This window comes from Staphylococcus sp. HGB0015 (assembly GCF_000411275.1).
In the GTDB taxonomy this organism is placed as follows: domain Bacteria; phylum Bacillota; class Bacilli; order Staphylococcales; family Staphylococcaceae; genus Staphylococcus; species Staphylococcus schleiferi.
Genome location: NZ_KE150417.1, coordinates 56,293 through 68,590, shown reverse-complemented (window position 1 = coordinate 68,590; position 12,298 = coordinate 56,293). Strand labels below are relative to the sequence as shown.

14 protein-coding genes and 3 pseudogenes are annotated in these 12,298 nt (G+C 36.7%); 8 read left to right on the top strand and 9 right to left on the bottom strand.

From position 1 onward, the window contains the following. Positions 1-100 precede the first annotated feature (100 nt). Positions 101-376: pseudogene (locus tag HMPREF1208_RS12600) on the bottom strand (IS3 family transposase); the annotation flags it as partial. Between HMPREF1208_RS12600 and HMPREF1208_RS11615 the strand changes: the two are divergent. Then, positions 372-690: pseudogene (locus HMPREF1208_RS11615) on the top strand (transposase); the annotation flags it as partial. The pseudogenes HMPREF1208_RS12600 and HMPREF1208_RS11615 overlap by 5 nt on opposite strands. A gap of 39 nt (positions 691-729) precedes the next feature. On the opposite strand, the gene HMPREF1208_RS00305 reads toward HMPREF1208_RS11615, so the two are convergent. The 5 genes from HMPREF1208_RS00305 to HMPREF1208_RS00285 form a co-directional block, all read right to left on the bottom strand. After that, complete coding sequence (locus tag HMPREF1208_RS00305; RefSeq protein ID WP_016424328.1) at positions 730-1,413, bottom strand: flavin reductase family protein; 684 nt, start codon at positions 1,411-1,413, stop codon at positions 730-732. 282 nt (positions 1,414-1,695) lie between these two features. After that, positions 1,696-2,244 carry a 6-phospho-3-hexuloisomerase gene (gene hxlB / locus HMPREF1208_RS00300; RefSeq protein WP_037559050.1) on the bottom strand — a complete coding sequence of 183 codons (549 nt, stop codon included), beginning with the start codon at positions 2,242-2,244 and terminating at the stop codon, positions 1,696-1,698. A gap of 1 nt (position 2,245) precedes the next feature. Beyond that, positions 2,246-2,884, bottom strand: coding sequence for a 3-hexulose-6-phosphate synthase (gene hxlA, locus HMPREF1208_RS00295; RefSeq protein ID WP_016424326.1), 639 nt, complete (start codon positions 2,882-2,884; stop codon positions 2,246-2,248). A 110-nt stretch (positions 2,885-2,994) separates the two neighbouring features. Next, entirely contained in the window at positions 2,995-3,717 is a 723-nt protein-coding gene (gene nagB / locus HMPREF1208_RS00290; RefSeq protein ID WP_016424325.1) for a glucosamine-6-phosphate deaminase, read from the bottom strand. Positions 3,718-3,726: 9 nt separating this feature from the next. Further along, on the bottom strand, positions 3,727-4,398 hold the full coding sequence (locus tag HMPREF1208_RS00285) for an N-acetylmannosamine-6-phosphate 2-epimerase (protein WP_016424324.1): 672 nt from the start codon (positions 4,396-4,398) through the stop codon (positions 3,727-3,729). 411 nt (positions 4,399-4,809) lie between these two features. Between HMPREF1208_RS00285 and HMPREF1208_RS00280 the strand changes: the two genes are divergently transcribed. From HMPREF1208_RS00280 to folE2, 4 genes are all read left to right on the top strand, one after another. After that, positions 4,810-5,655 (top strand): MurR/RpiR family transcriptional regulator, encoded by an 846-nt coding sequence (locus HMPREF1208_RS00280; protein ID WP_016424323.1) that lies wholly within the window; start codon positions 4,810-4,812, stop codon positions 5,653-5,655. A 79-nt stretch (positions 5,656-5,734) separates the two neighbouring features. Continuing rightward, the gene (locus HMPREF1208_RS00275; protein ID WP_037559048.1) at positions 5,735-6,094 is read left to right on the top strand and encodes a YojF family protein; all 360 of its coding nucleotides are present in this window, start codon (positions 5,735-5,737) and stop codon (positions 6,092-6,094) included. Between the two features lie 18 nt (positions 6,095-6,112). Then, positions 6,113-6,790: a bacillithiol biosynthesis deacetylase BshB2 gene (gene bshB2, locus HMPREF1208_RS00270; RefSeq protein WP_016424321.1), complete on the top strand. Its 678-nt coding sequence runs from the start codon at positions 6,113-6,115 to the stop codon at positions 6,788-6,790. A gap of 47 nt (positions 6,791-6,837) precedes the next feature. Then, positions 6,838-7,719, top strand: coding sequence for a GTP cyclohydrolase FolE2 (folE2, locus tag HMPREF1208_RS00265; RefSeq protein WP_016424320.1), 882 nt, complete (start codon positions 6,838-6,840; stop codon positions 7,717-7,719). A gap of 303 nt (positions 7,720-8,022) precedes the next feature. On the opposite strand, the gene HMPREF1208_RS00260 is transcribed toward folE2, so the two are convergent. Both HMPREF1208_RS00260 and tadA read right to left on the bottom strand, forming a co-directional pair. Then, a complete protein-coding gene (locus HMPREF1208_RS00260) occupies positions 8,023-8,889 on the bottom strand; it encodes a Cof-type HAD-IIB family hydrolase (protein ID WP_016424319.1) in 867 nt (288 codons plus the stop codon). Positions 8,890-9,113: 224 nt separating this feature from the next. Beyond that, positions 9,114-9,593 (bottom strand): tRNA adenosine(34) deaminase TadA, encoded by a 480-nt coding sequence (tadA, locus tag HMPREF1208_RS00255; RefSeq protein ID WP_016424318.1) that lies wholly within the window; start codon positions 9,591-9,593, stop codon positions 9,114-9,116. Between the two features lie 70 nt (positions 9,594-9,663). Here tadA and HMPREF1208_RS00250 point away from each other — a divergent pair, with 70 nt between their 5' ends. After that, entirely contained in the window at positions 9,664-10,272 is a 609-nt protein-coding gene (locus HMPREF1208_RS00250; protein ID WP_016424317.1) for a deoxynucleoside kinase, read from the top strand. Between the two features lies 1 nt (position 10,273). Beyond that, positions 10,274-10,935, top strand: a pseudogene (locus HMPREF1208_RS00245) (deoxynucleoside kinase). A 65-nt stretch (positions 10,936-11,000) separates the two neighbouring features. Here HMPREF1208_RS00245 and HMPREF1208_RS00240 read toward each other — a convergent pair. Then, the gene (locus HMPREF1208_RS00240) at positions 11,001-11,711 is read right to left on the bottom strand and encodes an HAD family hydrolase (protein ID WP_016424315.1); all 711 of its coding nucleotides are present in this window, start codon (positions 11,709-11,711) and stop codon (positions 11,001-11,003) included. Positions 11,712-11,883: 172 nt separating this feature from the next. On the opposite strand from HMPREF1208_RS00240, the gene HMPREF1208_RS00235 reads away from it, so the two are divergent. Beyond that, positions 11,884-12,298: ISL3 family transposase (locus HMPREF1208_RS00235; protein ID WP_016424314.1), on the top strand; the 415-nt coding region annotated here is incomplete at its 3' end.

Genomic DNA, 12,298 nt, shown 5'->3' with positions numbered 1-12,298 from the left:
CAAGAATACGGACACAAAAAAAGAGAATTCTACCGCGCTTCGCTTGCTAGCCTAGCCCATCATGTACTTTTAAAAATCAAAAAGTACATTCTGAGCTAGGTTATTTTGTTGCGTATTTCTTCTTAAATGCAATGGGACTCATATAATTTAACGTTGAATGTGCGATTTTAGAATTGTAAAAAGTAAGGATATATTCCACAATGCTAAACATCGCTTCATTCCTAGTTTTATAGTTCTGATGATGTATCAATTCCTTTTTGATGATACTATGAAAAGATTCTATACATGCGTTGTCGTAACAGTTTCCTTTACGACTCATACTGCTCTAAATCCCTTTTTCACGTAGTAAATTTTGATACTCTATTGAGGCATATCGATATCAAAAGTCGATTCTTAAAGAACGAAATAGTTATTCTAAAACGGATCATGATGCCACGTTTATGAGAATGAAAGACGATCAAAGGTGACATATTCAACACACAAAACTGGCCATATGCGGAAATTAACGATGAGTTTATTTGTCCCAATCATAAACGTCTAGGATTTAAAAGGTATGCTTATCGACATGACCGTTATGGATTTAAAAGAGATTTTAAATTATATGAATGTGATGACTGTTCAGCTTGTCCACTTCGAAATCAGTGTATGAAATCTAATTCAAAAGTAAATAAAAAAATCATGAGAAATTATACTTAATACTTTAACCCCGTCACCCTCGATGTATCACTCTTATTCAGACTTATTATCGAAATTACGTCCCTCGAGTCCTGCAAGTTCTTCTTTCGTTGCTGCTGGTGCTTTCATTTCAAAAATTTGATCGACAACTGTGTAATCATAGTAACCTAGACGCGCAATAGGACGGATAGACTTAATATCTAACTTTCCATTATCCATAATGACATTATCATCAATATGTACTTGCGCTACACGACCAATAACAATATCTACCGCCGAAACAGGGTCGCCAGTTGGAATGCGAATTGTTTGGACATACTCACATTCAAAATGCACGGGTGACTCTTTGAAACGGTAACCCGGCGCTTCGATACATGCTTCTTTTGTCACACCTGCAAATTCAAACTCATCTTCCTCGGGTGGTAACGCTTTAGACGACAAGTTTACAGCTTCTCGCAATTCATATGTTGCCATGTTCCACACAAACCAACCTGTCTCTTCAGCGTTTTTCACCGTATCTTTACGCTCATGATTTCCTAATACTGATTGATTCGCCGCAAACATCACCATTGGTGGATCCCACGTTAAATTTTGGTACTGGCTATAAGGCGCTAAATTGTCTTTCCCATCTTTTGAAACCGTTGAAATCCAACCAATCGGACGTGGTACCGTACTACTTTTAAATGGATCATGAGGTAAACCATGACTTCTAATCCCTTGTTTTGGTGAATACTCCATAACATTTCCTCCTTGATAGATGACTTTGCTTTAATCTAACAAATCGTGTAATCAGTTTCTAATACATAAATTCTATTAAATTATAAGGAAATTCTATTAATCGAGTGTGTCATGCGGATGAGACATCGCTGCACTTAATCTAAAAAAGAATTTAAAGCTGAAAGCAAGCCATGCAAATTCCTCTCAACGTATTAACATTTTCAAAAAAAGCTAGTTCCACATCACTTCTGTAGAAACTAGCTTTTCCCTCAATTTCAAATCATCGATCTATTTTTGATGATACTATTCTAAATTAGCATGGTTATTTTGCATGGTTGTCTCGTTTATATCTAATGCGGACATTAAATCTAATACGACACCATCTAACATCAACTGTGCACTTTGCTCGAATAAACTGCCGAGCGGTTGAGCAGAGCCTTCAGATTGATGTTTCGTACCTGCAGGAAGGACAAGCGTCACTTCTGCACGTTCACCTATCTTAGAATCAGCTTTTGTTGTTACTAAAGCAATTGTTGCACCTACTTCATGCGCTTTGTCGGCTAATAATTTTAAATGTGTCGTCGAACCTGAACCTGAAATGACAACGAGCAAATCCCCTTTTTGAATAGAGGGTGTTGTCGTTTCGCCGACGACATGCGCCTTTTGGCCAAGTTGGTTCAAACGCATCGTAAAACCATTTGCGACAAAACCCGAACGTCCTTTACCTGTCACAAACACCGCTTCTGCATTTAACACAGCTTGTTCAAATTGTCGGATGGCTTCTTCATCGACTTGAGACAACGTCTGTTCAAGCTCACGATGAATGAGTTCAAATTGCTGTTGAATAGCCATTTTATTTACCTTCAATCGCTTCACGAATTTGTTTTGCTGCTTCACGTGGATCGTCAGCATTTGCGATACCGCCACCTACGATAATTAAGTCTGGTGATTCTGCAGCCACTTCTTTAACAGTTTCAGGTTTAATACCACCTGCAACTGCAACTTTTGCATTTTTAATGACAGATTTAACTTTCTTCAAGCTTTCTAGTGGTGATTGACCTTGTGCTTGTAAGTCATAACCTGTATGAACGGCAATATAGTCCGCACCAAGCGCATCAATTTCTTTTGCACGTTTTTCTAAATCTTGTACTGCAATTAAGTCTACCAACAATTGTTTACCATGTTTGTGTGCTTCTTCTACAGCATTTTTAATAGATGCGTCTTCTGCCACACCTAAAATTGTAACAACATCCGCACCAAATTTAACAGCTTGACTCACTTCATAGTCAGCTGCATCCATAATTTTCAAGTCTGCTAAAACTTTGACATCTTCATCTTTTACATTTTCTTTTAAATGTTGAACGGCAGGTAAGCCCTCATTAATTACGATAGGTGTTCCGATTTCTACAATATCTACATAATCAGTTACCTTTTTAGCAAGTTCTGCTGCCTCTTCTTTATTTAGTAAGTCTATAGCTAATTGTAATTCCATGATTTCATCAATCCTCCGTCTAATTTGTAACTCTCATGATAACATATTTACCCAACATATAAGAGATTAAACAAATCGGATATCGAGGAGATACTGGAAAGCCTTATCGATTAAGGCATCGCAGCATCATCCACAAACACTTCGACATGTGGATGACGGTGTAATATTGACGCCGGTACTTCAGTTGTAATGGTTTTTGTCATTAATTGACGCATTGCCTCTCTTTTTTGCTCACCAAAGGCAAGCAAAATAATACGTTTTGCTTTCATAATTGAATGCAATCCCATTGAAATCGCCTGTTTAGGCACATCATCAATCGTTTCAAAATAACGGCTATTCGCTTGAATTGTACTTTCAGTCAAGTTGACACAATGCGTTAGGCTATCAAAAGAGGTACCTGGTTCATTAAAGCCGATATGCCCATTTTGACCGATACCTAATATTTGAATGTCCACTGCGCCACCTGTTTCTAATAACGCTTCATAACGTTTTGCTTCTGCTTGGATATCCTGTGCAATCCCATTTGGGAGATGGATACGCTCTGGATCAAAATGTGGGTAAGCGCTAAAAAGTACTTTTTGCATATATTGATAATAACTTTCTTCATGATTTGCAGCTAAGCCAACATATTCATCTAAATTAAAAGTTTCAATATGTGAAACGTCTAATTGATTTTTTTGTAGTAGCTCGACTAAATATTCATACACTTTTACCATTGTACCGCCTGTCGCCAATCCTAAGCGACTCTCTTTTTGATATAACATTTGCTTGTAAAGTTCACACGCTACATGGAATGAGGCATGTGCTTCTGTCCCTAAATTGATAATTTTCATCTTCGCATCCTACTCCTCAATCATTTTTACAAATCGTCTTGTAATGTCTCGAGGTCTTGTAATTGCACCGCCTACTACTGCAGCATATACCCCTTTTTCAAATACCGTTTTCAACATTTCCGGTGTGATCACATTACCTTCAGCTATCACTTTCTGTTGTACAACTGACAAAACATCTGTTAAAAATTTAAAGTCTTGATCATACAAGACTTGTCCTTGTGTTTCTTCTGTATAGCCTCTCAAAGTAGTTCCTATATAATCAAAGCCTAGACGATCCGCATTTTTAGCCTCTTCAATCGTCGCAATATCTGCCATAATTTCAACCTGTGGCGCTTTTTCTCTTATATATGTCACTAGTGTTTCTAAATCTTGCTCTGGACGTTCTCGCAATGTGGCATCTAATGCTATCACTTCACAACCACTCTCAATTAATTCATCCACTTCTTTTTGGGTCGCAGTGATAAAAACAGAGGAATTAGGATAGTCGCGTTTTACAATGCCTATAATAGGCAAGTCTACTTCTTTTTGAATTGCCATAATATCTGCTTTTGTATTTGCTCTTATCCCTACCGCGCCGCCTTCTTTGGCTGCTAAAGCCATTTTGCTCATAATCCAAGATGAATGCAACGGTTCATCTGGTAATGCTTGACACGATACGACCAAGCCTTGAGGTATTTTCATATCATTCCACATTCCTTTCGTTGTCTGTTCCTTTGTATTAGCCTGTATGGCATAGGTTTACGCTTCGATTCAGCTATTTTTATCCGTCATATGACTACTTTTCATTTTATTAAAGTAGATCTATTCATTGTCTACGCCATATCTCTTTAAAAATCTGTCTATATTTATGATTTCAATGATGCTTCATTCAATTTAAATCGTTCTGCGCAACATCTTTCGCAGTTGAAAACGTACGTCTAAAAAATATTTCATTTTTAAAGTACAGTACAAGGTGCATAACTATACGCTTATGCTTTGTGTTTCAATGCATCATCTGTCCACTTTCAATATATCATTTTGAAAATATCCGTCAATAAAATACATTGTTTTGAAAAATCTTTTCAAATACAATGAGATTAAAGGAGAATTGCTATGAAAATTGAAAATCGTATTCAACAATATCAACATCTTTTCACAAAAGTGGATCGACAAATTGCAAATTATATTTTAAATATTGATTATCAAATGGATATTGGTGCCATAAATAATTTAGCTGATGTGATTGGAGTCTCGCCTTCAAGTGTGACACGCTTTGCTTATAAACTACAATATGATAGTTTTCAATCTTTTCGATTCGCTATTCAACATGAATTGCAAGTGAAGCCGATTCATAATAGTCCGTCTATACAAATTTTGCACCAACACTATCGTTCAATTATGGATCATACTGGAGAATTTTTAGTTGAGTCAGATTTGCTCTACCTCGTAAATACGATTAAAAATAGTGAAAAAACAATTTTTATCGGTATTGGTAGTTCTGGACTGAGCGCGCAAGAACTTTATTTTCGTACTGCTCGTATGGGGTTTAATACGCTTGCGATTACTGATGCCCATTTAATGACTGTCGTCGGGCATATGTGCAATAACAAAACAACCATTGTTGCTTTTACCAATAGTGGTGCGACGCAAGAAATTATTGATAGCATTTATCATGGATACCAAAATGGAGCGACGATTATTGCTATTTCTCATTTGCGCACTCCTGCACTTGAAAGTTATTGTGACCGTATCATTATCACTGCCGATCGTAGTCGTACGCATGATGCGTATTTTATTAATTCACAATTAGCCAATCACTTTATTATTGACCTACTCAGCTATCATCTTTTACAAGATCAAGAGCGTCTTGACTATTTTACAGAAAGTTATCAACAGCTCGTGATGAGAAGACAACCCACACCTCAATTAAGTAAAGATTTGCTTTTATTTGAGGATTAAAATGAGCAGAGCTATATTAATTTTCTTTCTTTTTTAGTAAAATGGACAGATAACCATAATCAGGAAGGCAGTGAATTTTTTGCAACCGATTACAGAAACGACTGTTCAAAAATTATTTGATCACTATGCCAATGAACCTGTCTATATCCACGTTGAGACAACAAATGGCGCTTATGCGAACCATTTTGATCAGCGTGTATTCAACGCAGGCACATTTTTAAGAAATATACAGCTGACTTATCAGCACGCCCAACTTAAAGGGGGCGGCAAGGATCCTTATCGCGTAGGTTTAAAGCTCGACAACAGCGGTTGGGTTTACGTTCAAGGCTTAACACACTACGAAGTGAACGATGATGAGGAGTTCTTATTAGCAGGATTTAATTATGAAGGTCAACTTGCGGCAGCACTTGAAATTAGTCGCAAACCTTTTAAGGCGTAGAAAGGAGTACGAATACAAATGACGATTGAAAAACATATTCTTGTCATCTTTCCTCATCCTGACGATGAGACATTCTCCTCAGCTGGTACACTTGCACGTTATATCAACGACGGTGTGCCAGTTACTTATGCTTGTCTGACACTTGGTCAAATGGCACGTAATTTAGGAAATCCCCCTATCGCGACACGCGAATCACTGCCTGATATTCGTGAACGCGAACTTGAAGATGCTGCAAAGGCAATCGGGATTACAGATTTACGTAAAATGGGACTACGCGACAAAACGGTTGAATTTGAACCCCATGAAGAAATGGATGCAATGGTTCAAAAATTAATCGATGAGACGCAACCTACAACCATTATTTCTTTCTATCCTGGGCATGCGGTTCACCCAGACCATGAAGCGACTGCTGAAGCTGTTGTAAGAACAGTAGGTCGAATGGAAGAAAGTCGTCGTCCAAGACTACAACTTGTAGCATTTAGTAACGACGCCATCGACGTGCTCGGTGAACCTGATATCATCAATGACATTTCAGACTATAGAGACCAAAAATTTGCTGCTTTTGAGGCGCATCGTTCACAAACAGGTCCGTTTTTAGAACAACTTGCGAATCCTCAAGGACAAGCATCGGGTGTACCTAAAGATGCAGCAGCTTATTTAACAACAGAAACATTTTGGACTTATCAATTTAAATAAATGGTATGACATTCGTATTACTGTGAAAATTTAGTGGAGGAAGATACATGACTGAATTTGATTTATCAACGCGTGAAGGTCGTTGGAGACATTTCGGTTCGGTTGATCCCGTTAACGGAAGTAAGCCGACAACAAAATCTGAAATGCCCGACCTTCAAAGTACGCATAAAAATTTCTTATTTGAAATAGAAGAAGTAGGAATTAAAAATCTCGTTTACCCTGTTTGGATTGATCAATACCAAACGGCTGGTAATTTTAGCTTTTCGACAAGCCTGACGCAAGATGAAAAAGGCATTAACATGAGTCGTATATTAGAATCTGTCGAAGCGGAGTATGACAACGGGATCCGACTTGAATTTGAAGCATTAACACAATTGATGAATCGTCTCAAAACAAGTATGAAACAACGAAGTGCGGGTGTAGACGTGAGCGGAAAGTGGTTTTTTGATCGCTTGAGCCCAGTTACTCAAATTAAAGCAATTGGCCATGCAGATGTCACATATGGTTTAGCTGTCGATAATGATCAAGTTACACGTAAAGAATTGACGATTGAAGCTGCAGTGACAACGCTTTGTCCATGTTCTAAGGAAATCAGCGAATACTCTGCACACAATCAACGCGGCATAATTACTGTCAAAACGTATATCGACAAAAACGCAACATTACCTGAAAACTATAAAGAGATTATTTTAGATGCAATGGAAGCCAATGCGAGCTCAATGCTTTATCCCATCTTAAAAAGACCTGATGAAAAGAGAGTAACAGAGCGCGCTTACGAAAACCCACGCTTTGTAGAAGATTTAATACGCTTGATTGCTGCTGACTTAGTAGAGGTCAACTGGATAGAAGGCTTCGACATTGAATGTCGCAACGAGGAATCTATCCATCAGCATGATGCGTTTGCAAAATTAAAATATAGAAAATCATAGTTTACTTTCATAAAATTATCTTTTTTGAGGCAAACTCATCATAATCTTAATGATTTAGAAGGGACTCTAGATTAAACCAATAATCTAGGGTTCTTTTTAATGTTTTATAAATGAGTCTTTGAAACTAGACAATTTACCGTCGTGATAGTGATCCTCTATTTTTATTCATAAAAAAATCGGAAAGGCAAAATTGAAATATCATTTCACCAATCCGATTGATACAAAATCCATCATGCTAGATGGATTATTTTACACGCTACAATATAGTTAAAAGACAATATGCCATATCACACTTAAGCCAATTTAATTATCCTCACCTAAAACACGATAGATTGCTTTTGCAACACCGCTCTCTTCATTCGAAGCTGTTACAAAAGTGGCATTTTCTTTTAATTCAGGTAAAGCATTGTCCATTGCCACAGCAATACCTGCACGGTCTAACATTGATTTATCGTTCAAATTGTCACCGATTGCCATGGTATCTTTCATATCAATGCCTAATTTTTCAGCAATCGTACATAATGCTAACCCTTTTTGTGCATCTATGTGCGTAATTTCTAGATTACCTTTAGAAGAAGAAGACACCGCTAAATTACTACTCTCTGACAATTCAGCCTTCACTCGGGCAATTTTATCTAAATCTGTATCATGTGCAAGGACTTTCATGATTAACTCTCCTGTTACGGATTCTATATTGTCATAGTTGTCTACTACTTTTAATGTTCCAATTTCAATACGATGATTAATATGTTGACGTATTTTTTCAACATCCGGTTGTTGTCCTGAGTATTTAGCAATGTCCAAATAAATTGCTAAGTCACGCTCAGGATCTTCAGTATAAATACCAAAATTGGTATAAATTTGGTAATAGACATTTTCACGAACGAGCACGTTTCGAATACGTTGATAAAGTTCATGATTTAGACTTGATGTATGGACAATATCAAAGCTTTCATCACGAACTTCTGCGCCATTCAAACAAATATATGGGACTTTTAATCCTGTTGGTTTAATCGGATCATTCGCTTCATAAAACGCTCGGCCTGTCGCAATTGTTACTGTAACACCGCGTGATTGTGCGTATTGAATGGCTTCAATATTTTCTTGTGAAACTTCATGTGCAGCGTTTAGCAACGTGCCGTCCATATCTGTGGCAATAAGTTTTACCATCTTTATCCCTCTCTCTTTTATGTTTTAAATATAAAATGACTGTCTCAAATACAGTCTCATTCTATCAAAATTATGACAATAAGTATTGTCCAAACATTTTCATCTATTTAAAACGAACGAAAGGATTATCTGTCCAACGCTGTGTCATTCAGTCAGGTATTTGTTATTTGACACTCGGCACCCACTTATATTATTTTTTCATGCCTCAATCCCTTAATTAAAGCTTAGTTTGACATTGCCTTAGCAGCTTTTCGTTGACGTAGCGTTCTAAAGAATTGACGTAAGATTTCACCACACGAGTAGGCCAATACACCTTCAATCACTTTTGCTCGGTGATTCATACGCTGATCTTGAACGAGATTCATTAAACTACCGGTGCATCCCCCTTTTGGATCATAGGCACCAAATACAACAGTGTCCACTCGACTCATCACAATGGTTCCTGCACACATCACGCAAGGCTCTAGTGTCACATACAATGTACACCCTTCTAATCGCCAAGTTCCTAACGTTTCAGCAGCTTGTTCTATTGCCAGATGCTCAGCATGTGCAGTCGGATTTTGATTGGTTTCACGTAAATTATGTGCACGTGCAATCACTTTTTCATTTTTTACGATAATGGCACCGATAGGCACTTCTCCTTTTTTTGCCGCTTCACGTGCTTCTTCAAGTGCCAATGACATATAATATTGATGACTTGTCATACAGAAATAGCCTCACTTGTGTTAAAATTTGTAATACTGGTTCAATAAAATTTTTTATGGAGAGAAAAATATGAAAAAACCGTTTATCGCAATCGAAGGACCGATAGGCGTTGGCAAATCTTCATTAGCGCATAAGTTGAGTCAATCTTATCACTTTTATGAAGCAAAAGAAATTGTCGGCGAAAATCCTTATCTATCAGATTTTTATACAGATATTTCCAAATGGAGTTTTCAAACGGAAATGTTTTTCCTATGTCATCGTTACAAAGCTTATCAATATTTAGCTGAATACGATGGTGGCATTGTCAGCGACTATCATATTTATAAAAACAAAATTTTTGCGCGTAATACTTTAAATGATAAAGAATATGATAAATTTTCCAGAATTTATGACATTTTGACAGAAGATCTGATTTCTCCAGACTTCACTGTTATTTTAGATGCAGATTTAAGTATACTTAAAGCCCGTATCGCCAAACGAGACCGTGATTTCGAAGCGAATATCCAAGATGATTATTTATTAAAACTTAAAGAAGATTATGCAAATTACTATCAATCATTAAAAAATGATGGTCATCATGTTTTATGGATAGACACAACAAAAATTGACTTTGTTGAAAATCCTGATGACTATGCGTATGTATTGGAACAAATTAACGAACTAATCGGAGGCAAATGAAATGAATCAATATAACATTCCTTCCAATGCTATTATTACGATAGCTGGAACCGTTGGTGTTGGGAAATCATCATGCAAGCTTTAGCTGAGAAGCTTAACTTTCGAACTTCTTATGAAAATGTAGAAAATAATCCTTACCTCGATAAATTTTATCAAGATTTCAATCGATGGAGTTTCCACCTTCAAATTTACTTTTTAGCAGAGCGTTTCAAAGAACAAAAACGTATGTTTGAATATGGCGGTGGTTTTGTACAAGATCGTTCTATTTATGAAGATGTCGATATTTTTGCGAAAATGCATGAAGAACAAGGTACAATGTCTGAAGAAGATTTCCAGACCTACTCAAACCTTTTCGAAGCAATGGTATTAACACCTTACTTTCCTAAGCCGGATGTCCTTATTTATCTCGAATCTGATTATGACACTGTGATTGAACGTATTCAAACACGTGGCCGTCAAATGGAAATCGAAACAGATCCAGAATATTGGAAAATGTTGTTTAAACGTTATGACGATTGGATTAATCAATTTAACGCTTGTCCAGTTGTTCGTGTCAATATTAAAGAATACGACTTATATGAAAACCCTGAGTCGATTGATATCGTGCTCAAGAAAATCGAACATGTGATTCATACATATAGACAAGTGGATTCGCGTTCATAATCCGTATCTTTTCAAGATTAATGCGCTAATTTTAAAGCAGGTTAAAGAAGAAACAACGCACGTTGTTAACTTCTTTGATCTGCTTTTTTATCTAATACCGACAGTAATTGACTGACGTCATCAATGACCACATCTGCCGCTTCAAATGTCGCTTCTTGCCCTAATCCTGTTCTTACACCTACATTTAAAGCACTACCTGCATTTTTTCCAGTCAACATATCGTTATCTGTATCTCCCACCATGACAAGCGCTTCACCTTGAACGCCCATGTCCCACAAAGGTTGAAGTAACCGTGCATCTGGCTTTTCATATTGATCACCCTCTGTAGAAATCAATAAGTCAAAAACCTGCTCCAATTGTGTGGTTTTGATAAATTTGTCTACCCCTACCGCATTATCACTTGTCACTAGACCTAACTGATAGGACTGTTGTTTTAGTTCATAAAGCAATGTCTGCACACCTTCATACAACTCAATTTCAGGTTGTCTTTGACGTATTAGTTGCTGACTTCTTTCCGAAACCCATTTTGTAGTTTCCACATCTGTAAAAGCGTTAAATACATTGATCATATCTTTTAACGTTCCTGATGCCATGATACTTCCTTTCACAAATTGATGATCACGTATACCTAATTTGTGATACACTTCAATCCGATTATCAATTTTATAATGTGCACAGACTTCATCAACTAATTGTATGCCTATCTTGGTCCAACTCTGATCAAAATGTATCAGTGTGCCATCTTTATCGAATAATATCCATTGTTGATTTGTCATTTTTTCACACCTCATCTGTTTTGCGTTACGTTTATCATACCTCAAAATAAAGGTTCTTCATTTTTTATGGTGGGGTGACATAAGTCATCCTGCTTTTTTTGTACAAAAATAGCGCAAATGCCTCTATAATTTTAAGTGACTAAATCAAAAATAAAGGAGACATATTGCGCCTATGTGTAATGATATATTAAAGTTACTAAAAATTAAAGATAATAATATTAAAATCACTAAAGTTGAAGAAGATGTAGTTATTAGAGGTAAGAAATCTAACGTCATCTTTGGTACCCTTTCATACAAGCCTATGACTTGTCCTCACTGTTATCATACGAATCCAAACCGAATACACAAACACGGAAAACGTTTATCGCGAATTACTTTTTTAAGATTCCAAGAGATAGCAGTGTATTTAAATCTGTTAAAACAACGTTTTAAATGTATGGTTTGTGGTCGGACTTTTATTTCTAAAACAAATGTTGTTGAGGATAACTGTTTTATCTCAAACCATGTTCAGAAAGCTATTATAGATAAAGCAACACAAGTTCGCTCAGAAACTGATATCGCAAGTGATTGTAACGTTTCTGCATCTT